Here is a 21,321-nt window from a genome sequence, read left to right on the forward strand (position 1 = left end):
ACATCATTTATCGTACGTTTTTTATATGTAATTATCTAGAATATTTTATCATATCAAAGGGGAAATTACATCCACATATTTTAGAGAGATGGCTTATAGTAACGGCTTATTAACAGTTTTCTTTCAATGTAGTTCCATGTTTTCATTTTCTTAATAACTTAAAAAGACATCGAAGCATATTGCTTACTTCGATGTCTTTTCCATAGTTGATTGTCGGGCTAACCATTTTTTCCTCGTAGCCTCTCCACCTCGTATGTGACGCACCGATTTATGGTACGCCAGAATTTCACTAACTTCCTTGGCCAACTCTTCGTTTACTTCATTGAGACGTTCTGTTAAGTCTTTATGAATAGTGCTTTTTGAATAGCCAGTAATTTGTGCCATCGCTCTTACGGTTTGCCTCGTTTCTTTCAACATAAACCCAAGTTTCAAACAGCGGTTGCGAATATGTTCGTGCACATTCTCTTCCTCTCCACAATGTTCGAACGTTTCTTCAACTTATGTTTGCTTGGGGCTTTTAAGAACTAAGCATTCCTATTTCGTTGATAAATGACAATATTCAGCTAAACTTAAAAGGGTAAGAGTTTTTTAGGGTTAATATTAACCCCTCCTTGCATAACTTCGAAGTATAAGTGATTTCCAGCTGTTGGATTCCACTCATTTTCGATTGTTTTACCAAGTACTTGTCCTTGTGAAACTTTGTCGCCCTTTTTGACTTTAATATCGCCTACAGAGCTATATTTCGTTGTTGTACCGTCAGGATGTGCAATAACGATTTCGTTACCGATGAATGGATCCATCTTTACTTCCTCAACATTACCGCTCATCACTGACAACACTTCAAATGGTTTCCCATCTACAGAAAGTGAGATACCGTTACTCGTTGTGAACGTTTGATTGAACACAAGCAATGCGCCTTCTCTCGCTTTTTCATCTGCTTCGACATCGTAAAATTCTTGTACGATTGCTACTTCATCTAAAAGATCTTGTTGGAATGGATATTTCATAGACTCTGCCTTAGCATTTGTTTCAACTGATACACCTGTCCCGCCTTTACTTGCTAAATTCGTAGCGTTGTTAGTGTCTGGGTTTGTATAAGCACTATATCCCCAAACAAGTCCTACTAACAGGATTGAAAAGCTTGCATAAATAGTAGGCCAAAACCAACGCTTTGTTGCGACACTACCTTTTTTCGGAGAAGGGTTTGGTGTTTTTTCTTCCCTCATTATCATCACCTCAACGTCATTGTGGTCAATAACGCTTCAGTTTAAACATATGTTTTCATTATTTTTTATTGAAGTGATAGAGGCTTTATTATAAAAGTGCTTTAATATGTCCTTCGCTTGTACCCCCTGCCTCGCTAAAGCCTCTGCCCCGTATTGGCTCATGCCTACCCCGTGGCCATATCCTACTGTTGTGACAGAGATTTTATTTTGCGCTGGTTTCCAATTAATTGTGAAGTCCGTAGAAGGGATATTAAGCTTTTCTCGGATCTCTCGGCCTGTCCAACTGTAACTTCCCATTTGCATCGTTTGAACACGGTTAGAGCTGTTTCTAGTTAGTTTAATAGCATTTAGTTGCTCAGTTGACCATTGGAAATTAAATGCCGCATTCCACTGTGTTATTGAGAAATCTGTGTTTTGAATGTAATTTGGAGACAATTCTTTTTCTCCTTTTACAGTAACAGTTTGTAAATAAGGGATGTCTTGTCCACTGTATTCTTCTGCACTTTCTGTTTTACCATTACTTGTTGAAAAGAACATAGCCGTGATTAATTCATCATTATAAGTGAGAATCTTACCCGCTGTAGTGGCTACAGCTTGTTGTATTTTTTTCTCGTTGTTTTTGAAATTCGCTCCCCATTTTTGCTTTCTCTGCTGTTTCGAGTGAAAGACTTGATGTGAAACGCTTGGTTCTATCGTTTTCTGGCCATTCTCCGTGACTTTAAGGACAAATGTGCGTGATGCTATAGCTTGGGCTTCAAGCGCCTCTAAATGGAAGCTAGAGGGCAATTCAGCTGCCACAACTCCAACGATATATTGTTCGAGCGGTAGGGGGTCTTTTATTCCTTCCACAGTAATGAAAATTTCACATGGCGGCTCAGTTTCTTGTTGTTTCTTCTGAGTCTGTTGTGTAGTAGTTACGTTTGTGAAATTTTTAGGATAAAAATGCATACTAACAATCGGTAGCACAAACATAAATATGACGATAAAGAGGCTGATGGGTATTAGTAAGATTTTTTTCATATGCCATTCTATGCTGGGGCATTCATCGTTATACGAAAAAAAACGTCCAAGAGCAATTAAGCTCTCAAACGTTTTAGTATTATGCTAGATTAATTTGTTTGAAATTCTACAGATGCTTTTTCAATTGTCGATACTCTCTCAATATCAGCACCTAAAGCAGCTAGCTTTTTATGGAAATTAACATATCCACGATCTAAGTGACGCAATTCAGAAACGCGAGTAATTCCTTCAGCTACTAATCCTGCAAGAATAAGTGCTGCTGCTGCTCGTAAATCTGTTGCTGCAACTTCTGCACCTTGTAATTCACATGGACCATCAATAATGACAGAACGACCATCAATTTTCGCTGAAGCATTCATACGTCGGAATTCTTCAACGTGCATAAAGCGATTTTCAAATACCGTTTCAGTAATAACACCCGTACCAGTTGCTTTCAACATTAATGCCATCAATTGTGATTGCATATCTGTTGGGAAACCTGGATGAGGCATTGTTTTAATATCCACAGCTTTTAAAGGTCCGTTTGTACGAATACGTAGACCTTCGCCTTCTTCTGTAATTTCAACACCCATTTCGCGCATTTTCGCGACTAGTGCTGTCATATGTTCAGCGATGGCATTTTCAATTAGTACATCTCCACCTGTAATCGCTGCTGCTACCATAAATGTACCAGCTTCAATACGATCAGGAATAATATAATGAGTTGTACCATATAGTTCATTAACGCCCTCTACACGGATTGTGTCAGTACCAGCGCCAACAACTTTACCACCCATCTCATTAATAAAGTTAGCTAAATCAACAATTTCTGGTTCTTTTGCAGCATTTTCGATGATTGTTGTACCATCTGCTAAAGCTGCAGCAGTTAAGATATTCTCCGTAGCACCTACGCTTGGGAAGTCTAAATAAATTTTAGCTCCGTGTAATCGTCCTGCAGTTGTTGCTTCAACATAGCCGTGTCCCATTGAGATCTTCGCACCCATAAGTTCAAAACCTTTTAGATGTTGATCAATTGGACGTGACCCGATTGCACAACCACCTGGCATTGCAACACGCGCAAAGCCATTACGTGCTAATAGAGGTCCCATTACTAATATTGAGGCTCTCATTTTACGTACATATTCAAATTGTGCTTCAGATGATAATTGTTTAGATGCATCAATTTCTACTGTGTTTGTTTCAGGTGAAAATGATAGTTCTACATTTAAACTTTTTAATACTTCATCGATTGTATACACATCGGCCAAATTTGGCACATTTTTAATAATATTTTTTCCTTTTGAGGCAAGCAATGTAGCCGCCAATATCGGTAATACAGCATTTTTTGCCCCTTCAACTCGAACGTTACCAGTTAAGGTATTACCGCCTTTAACAATGATTTTCTCCACCATTTGTCCCTCCGAACCCATGTATCCATTTATTATATATTTCAGTCGATAAATTTCTATTGTATGATGTCAATAATTAGTGAGCAAAGCATATAACATGTTACCTTTTTTTTTGCCTTATGGCAAGTATCCAACAAACTATTTAATTAAGTGATAACAATTAACTATAGACATTATACTTTACGCAAAGTTTGTGCAAATGGTGTCTGATTTTAGAAAACTGGACGCCCATTTTATATACCCAATTACTATCTAAATAAAACAAATTTCCACAAAATATTTCCTGGGTAATGATTATTCTATATGGAAAAATAATAATATATTCTCTCAGATTCAACCATAACAAATAACGAGCAATAATGAAAGCGTTCCCCTTGTAAGAGATCAAATTTTTTAGCTTATCTTGTCAAAAAGAGCAATAAACTAAAAAATATTATATTATAATTGGTTTTTACATATAAAACAAGTTACTCAAAAAGATATGGAAGCTGGCTTGACCATCCAGAAAAAGTTAAGAAAAAATTTGAAACAGATGATCCAATTGTAATACTTAATAAAATAAAGAGCAATTGTATTTGAAAAACGTGATTCTTTTTAAACACTTTTTCAAACATAATAGCTTGTAAAGCATAAAATGAGATCCCTATAAAAAATATATGTGAAATAATACTGATTAGTGCATTTTGACCAATTGTTGCTGTTATATCCACATTTCTCATCTCCTTTTAAACAAATCTTAAAAAAGCGGGCAGAAAAATTCTGCCCGCAATTCTAATTTATAAAGCTTAGATGTTACCCTCTTTAACGTTGATACGGTTCATAGCACGTTTAATTGAAAGTTCAGCGCGCTTGAAATCAATGTCATCTTGTTTACTTTGTAGTCGCTGTTCAGCACGGTTTAACGCTTCTTTTGCACGAGCAAGATCAATTGAACTTGCTGTTTCAGCTGAAGGAGATAAAATCGTTACTTTATCAGGACGAATTTCAACAAAACCGCCGCTAACTGCTACTAATTCAGTATGCTTGTCTGAAACCAGACGAACAGAACCTACTACTAGTGGCGCAACTGTAGGGATGTGACCAAGTAAAATACCCATCTCACCCGTTACAGTCTTAGCAATCACCATGTTGACTTCTGAATCGTATACTGGGCCGTCGGGAGTGACAATGTTGACTGTTATGGTCTTCATATTTTTTCCTCCTCGTCCCTAGTATTAAAGTTCAATACCCATACTTTTCGCTTTTTCGATAACTTCTTCAATACGACCAACTAGACGGAATGCATCTTCTGGTAATTTGTCATATTTACCTTCAAGAATTTCACGGAAACCTTTAACAGTTTCTTTAACAGGTACATAAGAACCTTTTTGACCAGTGAATTGTTCCGCTACGTGGAAGTTTTGAGATAAGAAGAATTGAATACGACGAGCGCGGTCAACTGTTAATTTATCTTCATCAGATAATTCATCCATACCTAAGATAGCGATGATATCTTGTAATTCGTTGTAGCGTTGTAAAGTTTGTTGAACTTGACGAGCAACTTCATAATGTTCAACACCAACGATATCTGGTGATAAAGCACGAGAAGTTGAAGCCAATGGATCAACCGCTGGGTAGATACCCATTTCAGAAAGTTTACGCTCAAGGTTAGTAGTTGCATCTAAGTGGGCAAAAGTTGTAGCCGGAGCCGGGTCAGTATAGTCATCGGCTGGTACATAAATTGCTTGGATAGAAGTTACAGAACCTTTGTTTGTTGACGTAATACGTTCTTGTAAACGACCCATTTCAGTAGCAAGAGTTGGTTGGTAACCTACGGCAGAAGGCATACGACCTAATAGCGCAGAAACCTCAGAACCTGCTTGAGTGAAACGGAAAATGTTATCGATGAATAAAAGTACGTCTTGACCTTGTTCATCACGGAAGTATTCAGCCATAGTAAGACCAGATAAAGCTACACGCATACGTGCGCCTGGTGGCTCGTTCATTTGACCGAATACCATTGCTGTTTTCTTAATAACGCCTGAGTCGCTCATTTCGAAGAATAAATCGTTACCCTCACGAGTACGTTCACCTACACCTGCGAATACGGAGATACCACCGTGTCCTTGAGCGATGTTGTTAATAAGTTCTTGGATTAATACAGTTTTACCTACACCGGCACCACCGAATAGACCGATTTTACCACCTTTAATATATGGTGCTAATAAATCTACTACTTTGATACCTGTTTCAAGGATTTCAACTTGAGTTGAAAGGTTTTCGAATGTAGGTGCTTCGCGGTGAATTGGGTCACGGCGTTCAGTTGTTGGAATTTCTTCCGCTAAATCGATTGTTTCACCAAGTACGTTGAATACACGTCCAAGAGTGATGTCACCAACTGGAACTGAGATTGGAGCACCAAGGTCTGTTACTACTGCGCCACGTTGTAAGCCATCAGAAGATGACATAGCAATCGTGCGGACAGCATTGTCTCCCAGGTGAAGTGCTACTTCAAGAGTAAGTGTTTGAGGCTCTTCACCAGGGCGTTTAATTTCTACAGTAAGCGCGTTGTAAATTTCTGGTAATGTTGAGTTGTCGAATTGAACGTCAACAACGGCACCCATTACTTGAAGAACGTGTCCTGTGTTCATACTTTTCCCCTCCTATCGTACTTGCATTACAGAAGCTGGAGAGCGCCTATTCTAAGGCCGCAGCTCCACCAACGATTTCTGTAATTTCTTGTGTAATAGCCGCTTGACGTGCACGGTTATATACAAGAGTTAATGAACTAATAAGTTCGTTTGCATTATCGGTTGCACTCTTCATTGCTGTCATACGTGAAGCATGTTCACTAGCTTTACCGTCGAGCAACGCACCATAAATTAAGCTCTCTGCGTATTGTGGTAACAATACTTCAAGAATTGCTTCACCAGATGGATCGAATTCATATGATGCAGTTGTGCTTGATGTTGCGATGTCTGTAATTGGCAGTACCTTTTTCTCAGTTGGTTCATGTTGAATGGCACTGACAAAGTGGCTGTAGTACATATAAAGTTCATCATATGTACCATCAGTGAACATACCAACAGCCTTACGAGCGATTTGTTTAATGTCAGCAAATGCAGGTTGATCAGGTAGACCAACTTCTTCATCTACTACGTTATATCCACGTTTCGCAAAGAATTCACTTGCCATACGGCCGATAGCGATAACAACAAACTCATCTTTAGAGTTATGTCGTTCATCCATAGCGTTTTTAGCAGTACGAATTACGTTACTGTTATAACCACCTGCAAGTCCACGGTCAGAAGTAATGACTAAATAAGCCGTTTTCTTAACTGGACGAGATACTAACATCGGGTGTGACCCATCTGTTGTACCTGCTGCAATTGCAGCTACAACATCCTGTATTTTCTCCATATATGGAACGTAAGCTTTAGCGTTTGCTTCAGCACGTGTCATTTTAGAAGAAGAAACCATCTGCATCGCTTTCGTGATTTGACTAGTGCTTTTAGTCGATGTGATACGTTTTTTTATGTCGCGTAATGATGCCACTGGTATTTCACCACCTTACCGTTTTTTTTATATTGACGTAAAACTATCAGATCTTATTCTGATTTAGCAAAAGTTTTTTTGAAAGCATTTAAAGTTTCTGCCATGTCTTCATCAGATGGAAGTCCTTGAGTAGTACGGATATGATTTAAAACGTTTTTGTGGCTTTCGTCATTTGCATCTAACCAAGCGTATAATTCGTTTTCGAAACGAACGATATCTTGTACAGGAATATCATCTAAGAATCCTTTAGTTAGTGCATATAGAATTGTAACTTGTTTTTCAACTTTAATTGGTTTGTGAAGATCTTGTTTTAGAACTTCTACAGTACGTTTACCGCGTTCTAATTTAGCTGCAGTAGCTTTATCAAGATCAGAACCAAATTGTGCAAATGATTCAAGTTCACGGAATGCAGCTAAGTCAAGACGTAGTGTACCCGCAACTTTTTTCATTGCTTTAATTTGAGCAGAACCACCAACACGTGATACAGAAAGACCTGCGTTGATTGCTGGACGTACACCTGAGTGGAATAGATCAGATTGTAAGAAAATTTGTCCATCCGTAATAGAAATTACGTTTGTTGGAATGTAAGCTGAGATATCTCCAGCTTGTGTTTCAACGAATGGAAGTGCTGTGATTGAACCACAGTCATATTTCTCGTTCAACTTAGCAGCACGTTCTAATAAGCGGCTGTGTAAGTAGAATACATCCCCTGGGTAAGCTTCACGACCTGGAGGACGACGAAGAAGTAATGAAAGTTCACGGTAAGCAGATGCTTGTTTAGATAAATCATCATATACGATTAATACATGTTTACCTTGTAACATGAACTCTTCTGCCATTGAGATACCAGCATAAGGAGCTAGGTATAATAATGGTGATGGTTGTGATGCAGATGCAGTTACAACGATTGAGTAATCTAGAGCACCATGTTGACGAAGTGTTTCAACTACGCCACGTACAGTAGATTCTTTTTGACCGATAGCAACATAGATACAAATCATATCTTGGTCTGCTTGGTTTAAAATTGTATCGATTGCAACAGAAGTTTTACCAGTTTGACGGTCACCGATGATTAACTCACGTTGACCACGACCGATTGGAACTAATGCGTCAATCGCTTTAATACCTGTTTGTAATGGTTCGTGTACTGATTTACGATCCATTACTCCGAAAGCAGGGCTTTCGATTGGACGAGATTTTGTAGTGTTGATTGGTCCTAAACCATCAACAGGAAGACCTAGTGAATTGACAACACGACCGATCAATTCTTCACCAACTGGTACTTCCATAATACGGCCAGTACGACGCACTTCATCGCCTTCATTGATGCCTTTAGTTGGTCCAAGGATAACGATACCTACGTTGTTCGCTTCCAAGTTTTGTGCCATACCAAGTACACCAGTAGAGAACTCAAGCAATTCTCCAGCCATGACGTTGTCGAGGCCATGAGCACGAGCGATACCGTCACCAACTGTGATAACTGTACCTACCTCGCTAACTTCCATTGCAGATTGGTAATTCTCCATCTGCTGCTTAATAAGTCCACTGATTTCTTCAGCTTTGATGCCCATGTTTCTCACCTCTCAAATTCTTTATAATTAACCGATTAACGTACGTTTTAAGCCAGCTAGTTTGTGTGCAATACTACTGTCAAAAATTTGGTTACCGATTTGAAGTCGAGCTCCACCAATCAATAGTGGATCGATTTCGTTTGTAATATTAAGTGCATTTTTACCCACTTTACGAGCAAATGCTGTAGAAATGCGTTGAATTTCATCTTCTGTAAGAGGTTGAGTTGTATATACGATTGCATCTGCTACACCTTGCGTGTCATTAGCAAAACGGATAAACTCTTCAATCACACTTACTACTTCATGAATGCGCTTTTTATCAATTAAGACTTTAATTGCATTCACAATAATTGGTTGAACAGAAGCAAATACTTTAGAAACAAGTTCTTTCTTTTCTTTGTCTTCTAATTTTGGAGAATCTAAAAGTTGGAATAACTCAGAGTTCTCTTCGAAAACAACTTTCACTTCACGTAAGTCTGCACTTACTTCAGTTAGTAATTGTTTTTCTTGTGCCAATTGAAACAATGCTTTGGCATAGCGACTCGCTGCAGTCGATTGACTCATAGAGTTTCCCCTGCCTTCGCAATCGTTTCTTCAATTAGAGTACGATTCTCTTCTTCTGAGACTTGTTTTTCAAGTACTTTAGATGCAGCAAGTATTGATAGTGAAACCACTTCTCCACGAACAGCAGCAATAGCTTTCTCTTTTTCAGTCTCGATATCACGCACAGCTGATTCTTTCAAACGCAATGCTTCAGCGCGAGCAGCAGAAATAATTTCTTCTTTTTGCAAGTCGCCTTGTTTCTTCGCGTTTTCAACAATCGTTTGTGCTTCTACACGCGCTTCCTTAAGAAGGCTGCGTTGATCTTCTAAAAGTTGTTGTGATTCTTGACGGCTCTTTTCAGCTGACTCGATCTCACTAGCAACTAATTCTTCACGTTGTTGCATAATTCCCATCAATGGACCCCATGCCACTTTTTTCAAAGCGAACATTAGGAAAATGAAAACCGCTAACGTTACAAGGATATCTCCACCATTAATAAATTCAGAAGAGTTTCCTAGTACTAGATAATCTAAAAACACGATTGTTTCACTCCCTTCAAGAGCTTAGAGTTCAAATCTTATATGATTGAATCTTAGTAAGATGTATTGTCTAAAGGAATATTATGCCTTAAAGACATAAAGGAATGGCGAAGTTTTCCTTTATCGAAAAGTTTCTTCGCCATTTTTTTATAAAACAATTAAAGACGATTATTTGTTCATTACGATGAAAGCTACTACTACAGCGATGATCGGTAGGGCCTCAACTAATGCTACCCCGATGAACATTGTTGTTTGAAGAACGCCACGTGCTTCTGGTTGGCGAGCGATACCTTCTACTGTTTTTGAAACGATCATACCATTACCAATACCTGCACCAAGTGCACCTAAACCGATTGCGATTGCTGCTGCTAATAAACCAACTGAACCTACCATTGAAATTTTTCCTCCTTGGAAATATAAAGTTTTTTGTGTGTCAGCTACTTAACTTATTAAGTTAAGCATTTTATACTTAATGGTCTTCACTCACTTTGTGATTCATGTAAACCATTGTTAACATAACGAAAATAAATGATTGGATTGCACCGATAAAGATCGAGAAACCTTGCCAAATCATTGTTGGAACTACTGCTGCGAAGAAACCTAATCCTCCCCAAAGCGTCCCCATACTTGCAAGTAATCCTAAAAGAATCTCACCTGCATAGATGTTACCGTAAAGACGTAGACCAAGAGTTAACGTATTTGCGAACTCTTCAATAATTTTCAATGGGAATAAGAAAGCCATCGGTTGAGCGAAACTTCCAAGATACCCTTTGAATCCTTTCGCTTTAACACCGTAGTAGTTAGATAAAACAATTATCATAACGGCAAGTGTCATAGTAACGATTGGATCTGCTGTTGGTGATTTCCACCATAATTCGCCATAAATTACGACTGAGAATGGCAGACCAAGCATATTCGCAACGAAGATGAACATAATCAGCGTGATTCCAAGAATATGGAACTTACCACCTGTTTTCCAGTCCATGTTGCTGCCAATAATATTCTTTACGAAGTCCATAACCCACTCCATAAAGTTTTGCATGCCTGTTGGTTTTAATTTTAAGTTTCGTGTCGATATAAAAGCTATTAAGAAAACTATTAATGCCGCTACGACTAACATTAAAACATTACCTGGGTTAAAACTTAGTCCCCACAATTCAATATGTGGATTTTCATGTTGCACTTTGCATTCACCTCTCTTTCAATGCGCTTATTGGTATTTTACATGAAATACGATCCTGTCTACTAAAAGCAGAACGTATGGAATCATTAGCCCAATGACCGTGCTAATTAAGTGAAAATACTTTGGCAACATGGTAGCAACCGCTACTGCAGCAATACCTGATGCGAAGCGAAAAGCCGAACCTAGTGATGCCACTTTCTTTCCTTCGCTAATAGAGTGATCAAATCGTTCCATTCTTCGGACTAGAATCCAAAAGTTATATTGACCAAAAAGCGCACCTAATGCGAGACCAGCAAACACTGTTTCATATGGTGTAAAAGCCCATCCTAACGCACAAAATGCGAGCAAAAAAAATAGCATTCTTTTCTGCTTAGCAAAAATCTGATGCAATTCTAGCATTGGTCTTTGATCTCCTGAATCTTATTTTCGAATGACGGAAGTAATAGCTGGCCACCGGTTGGATGCCGGATAAGTAGTTGTTAAAACTACTCGCGGGGCGGAAGCCGTAATCTACTCTTATAAAGAGATGAATCGGAATCCATATTTAATGTGAGAGAAAAGCTTATAATGGAGAACCACCGCATATAAGGACATCTAAAACGATGCATAATACCGTATAAATTTACAAATTATGTCCAAACTGTAATTCTAGTAGAAACTTGATAACTCAAGTAATTGCAGAATGTTTACAGTTAAGGAACCCTTATCATTATTACCCTTAGTTAGCATACAATAGTGAATATTTCATGTCAATTGGTTAGAGTGAAAAACTTCACAAAGGTAGAAACCTTGTCAAATTGTCGACAAATTTGCAACAATATTGACTTAATTAAAATTTTCATCTTTTAACAGACAGAAATAGAACTACCTTACAAAATGCAATCTACATAATATAAGGTAGTTTTCATTCAATAGATTATTGAATTCACTGTTCCAAATAAGCCAGTAAAGCTTCGACAATTCTTTTTGAAGCAAATCCGTCACCGTATGGATTTGAAGCTTGTGCCATTGCATTATACGTAGTTTCTTCTATTAAAAGTTCTTTTGCTAAACGATAAATAGTTTCTTCTTCCGTACCTGCTAATTTTAATGTACCTGCCTCTATTCCTTCGGGACGTTCTGTTGTATTACGAAGAACAAGCACCGGCTTCCCTAGTGATGGCGCTTCTTCTTGAACCCCACCTGAGTCTGTTAAAATCATATATGATTTCGAAGCGAAATTATGGAAATCAAAAACCTCAAGTGGTTCGATCAAATGAACTTTCGCTTCGTCTCCAAGTATTTCATTGGCGATTTCGCGTACTGCTGGGTTCATATGAACGGGATAAACAACTTGTATATCACTATGCTCTGCTAACAGCCTTTTTATAGCTTTAAACATATGGCGCATTGGTTCGCCTAGATTTTCTCTGCGATGTGCAGTTAATAAAATCATACGATCTTGTCCAATTTGTTCGAGCACTGGATGACTGTAGGATGTGTTAACAGTTGTTTTTAATGCATCAATTGCAGTATTACCTGTAACTATAATAGTACTATTTGCTTTATTTTCTTTTAATAGGTTTTGTTTAGACTGCTCCGTCGGTGCAAAATGAATATCTGCCATAATACCGGTAAGCTGACGATTCATCTCTTCTGGATATGGGGAGTATTTGTCACCGGTTCGGAGTCCAGCTTCAACGTGACCTATTGCAATTTGGTTATAAAAGGCTGCTAGGCTTGCGATAAATGTTGTGGTCGTATCTCCATGAACTAATACGATGTCTGGTTTAGCCTGTTTCATCACTTGGTCTAAACCTTCTAGTCCTCTAGTTGTGACATCAACAAGTGTTTGGCGATCCTTCATGATGTTCAAATCATAATCTGGCGTAATTTTGAATGTATCCAGCACTTGGTCGAGCATTTGTCGATGTTGAGCTGTCACTGTTACAATTGTTTCGATTTGATCTGAATGCTTTTGTAATTCTAAAACGAGGGGAGCCATTTTAATAGCTTCCGGTCTTGTTCCAAAAATAGTCATCACTTTCCATTTTTTATGCAATGACCTTGCACCACCTTCACATTATTTTGTACCGAACAAACGGTCTCCAGCATCACCTAAACCAGGAATAATATAACCATGGTCGTTTAATTTTTCGTCAAGTGCTGCGATATAAATATCGATTTCTGGATGTTCATCATGAATCGCTTGTACACCTTCTGGAGCTGCGATTAAGCACATGAATTTAATGCTTTTAGCGCCACGCTTTTTCAAAGAGTTAATCGCTTCAATTGCAGAACCACCAGTCGCTAACATTGGATCAACTATGATGAAATCACGCTCTTCTACATCAGCAGGTAGTTTCGCGTAATACTCGACTGGTTTTAATGTTTGTGGATCACGATATAATCCGATATGACCTACTTTTGCTGCAGGGATAAGTTTTAATACTCCATCTACCATACCGATACCCGCACGGAGAATTGGAACAATAGCCATTTTTTTACCTGATAGTACTTTAGTTTTAGCTGTTGTTACTGGTGTATCAATTTCAATTTCTTCTAACGGTAAATCACGAGTGATTTCAAATGCCATAAGTGTTGCTACTTCATCGACAAGCTCGCGGAATTCTTTCGTTCCTGTATTTTTGTCGCGAATGTATGTTAGCTTATGCTGAATTAATGGATGGTCAAATACGTATACTTTACCCAATATGTTCCTCTCCCTACTTTTATTTATCTTGACTATTATAACAGAAAAACGCCTTTTTAATATGTGTCCGCTGCGTTTTTTTCATTTGTTACATTTTGTCGAATAATTCATCTACTTGTTCTAGTGTTAATGACTTATTAAAATAGTAACCTTGCCCAATTGCACAATCTAAATTCTTTAAAATCTCTAGTTGTTTGGAAATTCCAATTCCTTCGCACCTGGTATTTAGAGGAGGTTATCAGCTAATTAATTAGATAGTACGGACAATCGTAAAGGTACTAGGTACATAAATATTATGAGTAAAGATTCAACTTATTTTATTTTTGTGAAGAGCAAATACTTTAAGTAGCTGATTGATGAAAAGCTAACTCCAAAATCTTCAAACGGATATATCAAAATTATATGATACTAGCTCAATAATAATTGCTTTTGCTATTTTATATCCCCTCAAATTAGAAGTAAATTCTGTTGTTTTTTACAATTTATCATTAAAAAAACTACTTTTGAATGAACAAAAGTAGCTTTGATTATTATTATTTATTAATCTATTAAATTATGCGTAAAGTGGGTGTTTAGTAGTTAATGCAGCTACGCGTTTTTGTGCTTCTGCTTTAATCGCTACATCCTCTGGGTTTTTAAGAACAGATGCAATGATTGAAGCAACTTCTTTCATATCATCTTCTTTGAAGCCACGAGAAGTAACTGCAGCTGTACCTACACGAACTCCTGAAGTTACGAATGGACTCTCAGTTTCGTAAGGAATTGTGTTTTTGTTTGCTGTAATTTGTACGTCATCAAGTAATGCTTCTGCAACCTTACCAGTTAACCCCATAGAACGAACATCTAATAACAGAAGGTGGTTATCTGTTCCACCTGATACTAATTTGATGCCTTCAGCTTGAAGTGCTTCACCGAACACTTTTGCGTTTTTCACAACTTGTCCAATGTATTCTTTGAATTCTGGTTGTTGTGCTTCACCGAATGCTACCGCTTTACCAGCGATTACGTGCATTAGTGGACCACCTTGGATTCCAGGGAATATCGATTTATCGATTTTTTTGCCAAATTCTTCTTTACAAAGAATAAGCCCACCACGAGGCCCACGTAAAGTTTTGTGTGTTGTAGACGTTACGAAATCAGCATATGGAACTGGGTTCTGGTGTTCCCCAGCAGCAACTAAACCTGCGATATGCGCCATGTCTACCATGAAGTATGCGCCTACTTCGTCAGCGATTTCACGGAATTTGGCAAAGTCGATTTGACGAGGGTATGCAGATGCACCTGCAACGATTAATTTTGGTTTATGTTCAAGAGCCTTCTGACGAACGTCTTCATAGTCGATTACATTTGTATCTTCTGTTACACCATACTCTACGAAATTGTATTGTACGCCTGAGAAGTTTACAGGGCTACCATGAGTTAAGTGACCACCGTGTGATAAGTTCATACCTAATACCGTGTCGCCTTGCTCAAGGATTGTGAAGTATACAGCCATGTTAGCTTGAGCACCTGAGTGCGGTTGTACGTTAGCATATTCTGCGCCAAAAATTTCTTTTAGACGATCACGAGCGATGTTTTCTACAACATCTACATGCTCACAACCACCGTAATAGCGTTTACCTGGATAGCCTTCAGCGTATTTGTTTGTTAATACTGATCCTTGTGCTTCCATTACTGCTTCTGAAACGATATTTTCTGATGCAATCAATTCGATGTTAGCTTGTTGACGTGCCTTTTCTGCTTCCATTGCTTCAAATACCGCTGTGTCTAGTGCTGCAAGTTTTATCATTATACTTTTCCCCCTATAATCTAGTTCATTTTGTAAACTGCTCTTTCGCCACCAATTAATTTGGGACGTGTTATCGCAACTGTCACAACTGCCTCACCTATATGGGATACGGAAGTGCGAACAGGAACTGCCACTCTTTTTAAATGCATGCCAATTAATGTTTGGCCGATATCTATACCCGCATGTGCTTGTATCTCTTCCACAACAACCGGATCTGTAAGCTGACTATATACGTAAGTTGACATAGATCCACCTGCCGTTTGGACAGGAGTAACTGAAACTGGCTCAAGACGGTAGTCTTCTGCAACTTTACGTTCTAAAGTTAAAGCACGGTTGAGATGCTCACAACCTTGAAATACTAAAGATAGTCCATGATTTTCAGCAAATGCATGTAATGGTTTATAAAGTGCTTCAGCAATTTCTAAACCACCGGCTGTACCAATTTTTTGTCCTTTGACTTCTGATGTTGAACAACCAACAACAAAGAGTTGCCCCTTACGGAATGTTGCTTGTTGCTCTAGATTAGTAAGAAGCTGTTGTAGTTGATCTGTTATTTGTTGTAAGTTCATACTTTATGACCTTCTTAATCGTTTTCAATCTCAGCAACTTTTTCAACGCGACGTTCGTGACGTCCGCCTTCAAAGTCTGTAGACATCCAAGTTTGCACGATTTCAAGTGCAAGTCCTGGGCCAATCACACGTTCTCCCATTGCTAACACATTTGAATTGTTATGGCATCTAGTTGCTTTTGCACTAAATAAATCATGAACTAATGCACAACGAATACCCTTCACTTTGTTAGCTGCGATAGACATACCTATGCCTGTTCCACATATTAAAATACCTCGATCATACTTTCCACTTGCTACACCTTCAGCAACTGGTAGTGCATAGTCAGGATAATCAACTGAATCAGATGATTGTGGTCCAAAATCGTCGTAGTTTATGCCTAGCTCTTCTAGCAGTGTCATAATCTCTTTTCGTAAATTGTTGCCACCATGGTCTGATGAAATCGCAATTTTCAATGGGTTCCCTCTTTTCGATAATTTTATTCAACAATAGTTTACCACTTCTAGCTTTAGAAAGACATATTTTTCACAGTATTTAAATAAAAGAATTTAATAGAAATACGAATATTATTCCTTCTCACAGTTCTTTTTAAAGCATTTATCGACTAATTAACGAATATAAAACAGTATAATCATGTTTTAAATTCGGATATTAATGTTTTTCTCATTGTTATTCCTTTCGTTCTACAAAATCTGCAAGTGAGAGCTAGTTACTTTTGAGCTTTAAGATAGTAAGTGTTATTGCAAACTAAAATATACATCTTTCAATAATTAAAAAAACTATCACAATAGCTTCGTTCATAGCTTTTGTGATAGTCATTATGTACAAATCAATAGTTAGGAGCGGTCAAATTGCAATATCATTTTATACAGCTCTTCTGACTGCATTTTCAAATGCTTCGATAGTTGATCGATTTCCTCGATTGACCTAGCTTGCTCCTCTGTTACACTTCGAACTTCTTGTGCACCCGCTGAAGTTTCTTGCGCTATAGCTGCTACTTCTTGAGATTGATGTGCAGTCGTTTCAATGTTATGCATTTGCTTTTCCACAAATTGAGAAATTTCAACAACGGAATCTGCCATTTCATGGACGATTGATGTCATGCCTTCTACAGCGTTTGTTGTTTCAGATACTTTCTCTACTTCTTTAACCGCAAAAGCTACTTGAGACGTCATTTGTTCTACAACATTATGTACATCAGATTGCATCGTTTGGATTAATCCCGTAATACCTTGTACAGCTTCTGCACTTTGATCAGCTAATTGACGTACTTCTTCAGCAACAACCGCAAAGCCTTTACCATGCTCTCCAGCACGTGCAGCTTCAATTGAAGCATTTAATGCTAAGAGATTCGTTTGTGCTGCAATATCTCCAACCAATTGAATAATGCGTTCAACTTGTTTAGCATTACTTTCCAGTTGATGGATATTCCCAAGCGCATCTTTGTTGCCTGACACAATTTGTTTTATACCCGATACAAGATTTTCAATTTTCTTCGTAGTAAATGTTAACTCATTCATCATACGCTCTGAATGCTGTGATGATAATTCTGCACGGCCGTTAACTTCTTTAGCTATAACTCGAACATCTTCAAGTGCCTCCGCCGTTTGCTGAATAGATACCGCCGAACTCTCTGCACCTTTAGAAATATGTGCAATTGTAAGAGCGACCGCCTCTGCTTGACTAGCTGCATTTTCAGTTTCCTTTGATAAATCTAGAACTGTTTTATTTGTCGATTGGAAATTTTGGTCAATACTATTTACCATTTTACGGAGATTTTCGAGCATAGACTGAAACGCTACTGCCAGTGCTCTTATTTCGTCATTCGATCTTGGTAAATTTACATCTTCTCCTATGTAACCTTCTGCCGCACGGTTTGTAGCAGCCTCCAGATTTTGCAATGGCTTTATAATAAATGAACTAAAAGCAGCTGCCAAAATACCAGACCATAAGATACCCAATGCATACGTAATGATTTCGAATATCGATCTTTTAATATTAGGGAAAAAATGTGGTTGAATATATTCGATAAAAATGAAACTAGTTGAATAAGTGATAATCGCTAAAATTGATACAAATAATACGAGTTGTTTTCTCAATCCAAAAGAATGTTTCACACTTCGTTTATTCATCATTAGCCCTCCGATAATTTCGTTTCGAGTGCATCAATTAATTTATTTAATTCCTGGAATGTTTGACGATACAAATAGACATCGCCCCCAAATGGATCTGAAACATCATACGAACCATATGGCACAATGTATTCCTTCAATGTGAAGGTTTTATCAGAGATAGCTGGGAAAGCCTGCAAAATCATTTCTTTATGTGCTGATGTCATAGTCAAAATAAGGTTGGCCCACTGTAAATCCGCTGCTTCAATTTGTTTTGAAACATGTTCTGTAAATATATTTGCCTCAGATAACACAACTTTAGCATTCTCTGAAATTTCACCACCAGGCATGGCGAAGATACCTGCTGAACGAACTTCCAAACCATCTAATTTCTTTGCATTTAATATAGCTTCTGCCATCGGACTTCTACAAGTGTTTCCAGTACATATAAAATAAATATTCATTACGCACCCTCATTCCTCATTATATATCATAGTAGTAATAATGTTCCATATAATTATTAAATTATAGATAATAACCCTATTAAAAGTAATGCAACACCTGCCATAACCTGAAACATTATACCTAAATTTACTGGTGTTTTTCTTTTTACCGATAAAGCAACGTACGAAAAGATAAATGTTGTTATACCTGTACTCATAATAAATAAACCTTTATGTAATTGAAGCATACCAAAAGATACGCTAACTGAAAAGGTATCAAGACTGGCAGTAACTGCTAATAGTACCGGAGATAGATTAGGAGTTTCTCTAACTCTAGCTGATAATAGAAGTTGGAGACCTATCATACTGAGCAATGCACCTGAGAGCATTTTAGCAACTGTCATTATATGTTGAGCAGCCCATTCACCTACATAGAAACCGATTAGCGGAAAAAGGACATGGAGTCCGGCTGTCCAACATGAAAGGGCCAATCGAAAACGAACTTTCGGTAAAATGAGATATAGGGCGAATACATCTAATGCTGTAATAACGCCTGCTATTATTTCCTGCACGTTGTCCCCCCTTGTTCTTTTGCATATCTCTTTACGATATGCAAGGGGTGTCCGGCTTTATGCTAGGTTTCAAATGTGTCTCTTCACTTGTAAATATAATGATGTAAGAAGCATCTTACCTATATTTTAATTTGCACTATCATCTAAGAACGAAAAAACTGTTCTCTCTTTTATATAGAAAGAACAGCTTATTTGCCGAGTACAATTAATGTCGTTCACCAGATAAATTCTACTTTAGTTAAAGCTGAATATCTGCTGAATACCATTTGCCCCCTGCTGACTTCTCGAGGCGATTCATAATTGCTGCACCTACACCTTCTGTTGAAGTAGTTGTAGCAAGAACAAGATCCGCTTTAGTTGCATCGCATGATCGCAAAGCATGGTATAGATTAACTGCCATCTCTTCATTTGTATCCTTTTGACCAAACGTAAAAAACCAATCAGCTGCAAGGTGACTTAAATTTTCTGGTGCTAGTAACGCTACTTTAACCCCTCTATCATGTAGAGTCTCAAGAGCCTTAGCAATAGTTTTTTCTTCTTTATCTATTAAATAGACCGGAGCATTTGGGGCGTAGTGAGTATACTTCATACCCGGTGCTTTTGGCGCTTTGCCACTATTTTGTTCTGTATGTGACGGTTGAGAAACAGGACCAATGACAATTTCTAGCATCTCTTTAGTGACACCACCTGGACGTAAAATAACAGGCGTGTCCAATGTTAGATCTAGTACGGTTGACTCGACACCAATACCTGTAGAGCCTCCATCCAAAATCAAAGGGATACTTCCATTTAAATCTTCTTCAACATGGATACCTTCAGTCGGACTAGGCTTACCACTACGATTCGCACTAGGTGCAGCTACTGGCTTACCTAATTGTCGAAGTAAATGTAATGCAACTGCATGATCAGGCATACGAATACCCACTGTGTCTAAATTTGCTGTAACGCTATCTGCAAGGACATTTGGTTTTACTTTGAAAATCATCGTTAAAGGTCCTGGCCAAAATGCTTCCATACAAAGTTTTGCTTTTGGTGAAATATGATCAACGTAATTTTCTATTTCTTCAAAAGTACCAATATGAACGATAAGTGGATTATCGGAAGGCCGACCTTTTGCTTGAAAGATTTTCTTCACTGCCACTTCATCCGTAGCAACTGCACCTAAACCATATACGGTTTCGGTAGGGAAAGCGACCACCTCTCCATTATTCAACAAATCCACAGCTTGTGAATAACTTTTTTCACTATCCACATGAATGTCCACATTTAGACGTTTAGTTTTCATCTCTGTATCTCCCTTCTTGAAAGAGTTTTCAGAAAGTTATACACAATTCGTTGATAACATTGTGTATATTGTGGACAATTTTACAAATATTGTGCATAACTTTTTTTATGAGAAGACATCTTTCAACCATTCCCATACGAAAAACTTCTGTGTTTCCTCTTCAGACTCTTTTGTTTCTTTCGTTTCTTTTGTTTCTTTTGGTTCTTTTGTTTCCTTCGTTTCTTTTGGTTCTTTTGTTTCCTTCGTTTCTTTTGGTTCTTTTGTTTCCTTCGTTTCTTTTGGTTCTTTTGTTTCCTTCGTTTCTTTCGGTTCTTTCGGTTCTTTCGGTTCTTTCGGTTCTTCTCCGCGGTAGCATACTTTAGGAAATAAAGCACACCACCAATTATCCCCCTTGCCACTGCCAATCGTCACGACAAGTGCATCATAGTAATTTTGTGGATATAAAAATCCTTCATAACGTTTAGCTGGGAATAATTCTTGTTTTCTAGTAACCTGAACCGATTGTTGACTGAATTTTGCAGATAACTTATCTTGAATTTCTCGCTCTACAAGTGCTAAATTCTGTTCCATTTCTGTTCCATTTGTTTGGACAGCTAGCTGTTTAATAATAGGTTCTATTTCTTTTAACATATTGTGTTTTATAAGTTGATCTTGTGTTGAGTTGCTATTCGCAACAATACGGAATCGCATTTGCTCAGTATTTGCAATTGGTGAAGTATCTTCCGTAAACCACTGTGGTAGTAAGAATAAAAGTGTTTGTATAAAAAGCAGAGCTGCAATAAATTGTAGCACTGGAATCATCTTTGTCTTTGTTTCTTGTTTAGGCATTTCAATAGTCTTGTAATCTGGTATCATC

Annotated in this window: 24 protein-coding genes; all 24 read right to left on the reverse strand. The window is 37.9% G+C overall.

Annotation, left to right across the window (positions count from 1 at the left end):
- Window positions 1–183: 183 nt before the first annotated feature.
- Window positions 184–459 (reverse strand): sporulation transcriptional regulator SpoIIID, encoded by a 276-nt coding sequence (locus ACQKMD_RS03105; RefSeq protein WP_427749387.1) that lies wholly within the window; start codon window positions 457–459, stop codon window positions 184–186.
- 110 nt (window positions 460–569) lie between these two features.
- Window positions 570–1,226 (reverse strand): peptidoglycan DD-metalloendopeptidase family protein, encoded by a 657-nt coding sequence (locus ACQKMD_RS03110; protein WP_427749389.1) that lies wholly within the window; start codon window positions 1,224–1,226, stop codon window positions 570–572.
- A 36-nt stretch (window positions 1,227–1,262) separates the two neighbouring features.
- Window positions 1,263–2,246, reverse strand: coding sequence for a stage II sporulation protein D (spoIID, locus tag ACQKMD_RS03115; protein WP_427749391.1), 984 nt, complete (start codon window positions 2,244–2,246; stop codon window positions 1,263–1,265).
- 89 nt (window positions 2,247–2,335) lie between these two features.
- Window positions 2,336–3,634, reverse strand: coding sequence for a UDP-N-acetylglucosamine 1-carboxyvinyltransferase (murA, locus tag ACQKMD_RS03120; protein ID WP_427749619.1), 1,299 nt, complete (start codon window positions 3,632–3,634; stop codon window positions 2,336–2,338).
- A 467-nt stretch (window positions 3,635–4,101) separates the two neighbouring features.
- On the reverse strand, window positions 4,102–4,338 hold the full coding sequence (locus ACQKMD_RS03125) for a DUF1146 family protein (protein WP_427749621.1): 237 nt from the start codon (window positions 4,336–4,338) through the stop codon (window positions 4,102–4,104).
- 81 nt (window positions 4,339–4,419) lie between these two features.
- Window positions 4,420–4,824 carry a F0F1 ATP synthase subunit epsilon gene (locus ACQKMD_RS03130; RefSeq protein ID WP_427749392.1) on the reverse strand — a complete coding sequence of 135 codons (405 nt, stop codon included), beginning with the start codon at window positions 4,822–4,824 and terminating at the stop codon, window positions 4,420–4,422.
- A 24-nt stretch (window positions 4,825–4,848) separates the two neighbouring features.
- Window positions 4,849–6,264: a F0F1 ATP synthase subunit beta gene (gene atpD / locus ACQKMD_RS03135; RefSeq protein ID WP_427749394.1), complete on the reverse strand. Its 1,416-nt coding sequence runs from the start codon at window positions 6,262–6,264 to the stop codon at window positions 4,849–4,851.
- Window positions 6,265–6,310: 46 nt separating this feature from the next.
- A complete protein-coding gene (atpG, locus tag ACQKMD_RS03140) occupies window positions 6,311–7,168 on the reverse strand; it encodes an ATP synthase F1 subunit gamma (RefSeq protein ID WP_427749396.1) in 858 nt (285 codons plus the stop codon).
- Window positions 7,169–7,221: 53 nt separating this feature from the next.
- The gene (gene atpA, locus ACQKMD_RS03145; protein ID WP_427749398.1) at window positions 7,222–8,739 is read right to left on the reverse strand and encodes a F0F1 ATP synthase subunit alpha; all 1,518 of its coding nucleotides are present in this window, start codon (window positions 8,737–8,739) and stop codon (window positions 7,222–7,224) included.
- A gap of 27 nt (window positions 8,740–8,766) precedes the next feature.
- Window positions 8,767–9,303, reverse strand: a complete 537-nt coding sequence (locus ACQKMD_RS03150; protein ID WP_427749400.1) for a F0F1 ATP synthase subunit delta — start codon at window positions 9,301–9,303, stop codon at window positions 8,767–8,769.
- Complete coding sequence (atpF, locus tag ACQKMD_RS03155) at window positions 9,300–9,821, reverse strand: F0F1 ATP synthase subunit B (RefSeq protein WP_427749401.1); 522 nt, start codon at window positions 9,819–9,821, stop codon at window positions 9,300–9,302. The genes ACQKMD_RS03150 and atpF overlap by 4 nt, the downstream gene beginning before the upstream one ends.
- Before the next feature lie 168 nt (window positions 9,822–9,989).
- Complete coding sequence (gene atpE, locus ACQKMD_RS03160; protein WP_038180035.1) at window positions 9,990–10,214, reverse strand: F0F1 ATP synthase subunit C; 225 nt, start codon at window positions 10,212–10,214, stop codon at window positions 9,990–9,992.
- A gap of 76 nt (window positions 10,215–10,290) precedes the next feature.
- Window positions 10,291–11,004 (reverse strand): F0F1 ATP synthase subunit A, encoded by a 714-nt coding sequence (atpB, locus tag ACQKMD_RS03165; RefSeq protein ID WP_427749403.1) that lies wholly within the window; start codon window positions 11,002–11,004, stop codon window positions 10,291–10,293.
- Window positions 11,005–11,031: 27 nt separating this feature from the next.
- Window positions 11,032–11,403 carry an ATP synthase subunit I gene (locus tag ACQKMD_RS03170; protein WP_427749405.1) on the reverse strand — a complete coding sequence of 124 codons (372 nt, stop codon included), beginning with the start codon at window positions 11,401–11,403 and terminating at the stop codon, window positions 11,032–11,034.
- A 526-nt stretch (window positions 11,404–11,929) separates the two neighbouring features.
- A complete protein-coding gene (gene wecB, locus ACQKMD_RS03175) occupies window positions 11,930–13,045 on the reverse strand; it encodes a non-hydrolyzing UDP-N-acetylglucosamine 2-epimerase (protein WP_427749407.1) in 1,116 nt (371 codons plus the stop codon).
- A 21-nt stretch (window positions 13,046–13,066) separates the two neighbouring features.
- Entirely contained in the window at window positions 13,067–13,696 is a 630-nt protein-coding gene (gene upp / locus ACQKMD_RS03180) for a uracil phosphoribosyltransferase (protein ID WP_427749409.1), read from the reverse strand.
- Between the two features lie 553 nt (window positions 13,697–14,249).
- The gene (glyA, locus tag ACQKMD_RS03185; RefSeq protein WP_427749411.1) at window positions 14,250–15,485 is read right to left on the reverse strand and encodes a serine hydroxymethyltransferase; all 1,236 of its coding nucleotides are present in this window, start codon (window positions 15,483–15,485) and stop codon (window positions 14,250–14,252) included.
- 20 nt (window positions 15,486–15,505) lie between these two features.
- Entirely contained in the window at window positions 15,506–16,054 is a 549-nt protein-coding gene (locus ACQKMD_RS03190) for a TIGR01440 family protein (protein WP_427749413.1), read from the reverse strand.
- Between the two features lie 14 nt (window positions 16,055–16,068).
- Entirely contained in the window at window positions 16,069–16,509 is a 441-nt protein-coding gene (gene rpiB, locus ACQKMD_RS03195) for a ribose 5-phosphate isomerase B (RefSeq protein ID WP_427749415.1), read from the reverse strand.
- Window positions 16,510–16,890: 381 nt separating this feature from the next.
- A complete protein-coding gene (locus tag ACQKMD_RS03200) occupies window positions 16,891–18,186 on the reverse strand; it encodes a methyl-accepting chemotaxis protein (protein ID WP_427749417.1) in 1,296 nt (431 codons plus the stop codon).
- Between the two features lie 2 nt (window positions 18,187–18,188).
- On the reverse strand, window positions 18,189–18,629 hold the full coding sequence (locus ACQKMD_RS03205) for a low molecular weight protein arginine phosphatase (protein ID WP_427749419.1): 441 nt from the start codon (window positions 18,627–18,629) through the stop codon (window positions 18,189–18,191).
- 56 nt (window positions 18,630–18,685) lie between these two features.
- The gene (locus ACQKMD_RS03210; protein ID WP_427749421.1) at window positions 18,686–19,180 is read right to left on the reverse strand and encodes a manganese efflux pump; all 495 of its coding nucleotides are present in this window, start codon (window positions 19,178–19,180) and stop codon (window positions 18,686–18,688) included.
- A 238-nt stretch (window positions 19,181–19,418) separates the two neighbouring features.
- A complete protein-coding gene (locus ACQKMD_RS03215) occupies window positions 19,419–20,465 on the reverse strand; it encodes an L-threonylcarbamoyladenylate synthase (protein WP_427749423.1) in 1,047 nt (348 codons plus the stop codon).
- A gap of 105 nt (window positions 20,466–20,570) precedes the next feature.
- The gene (locus ACQKMD_RS03220) at window positions 20,571–21,320 is read right to left on the reverse strand and encodes a stage II sporulation protein R (RefSeq protein ID WP_427749425.1); all 750 of its coding nucleotides are present in this window, start codon (window positions 21,318–21,320) and stop codon (window positions 20,571–20,573) included.
- Window position 21,321 lies beyond the last annotated feature (1 nt).

Origin of the sequence: Viridibacillus sp. NPDC096237, from assembly GCF_050278625.1 — a bacterium.
Taxonomy (GTDB): Bacteria; Bacillota; Bacilli; order Bacillales_A; family Planococcaceae; genus Viridibacillus.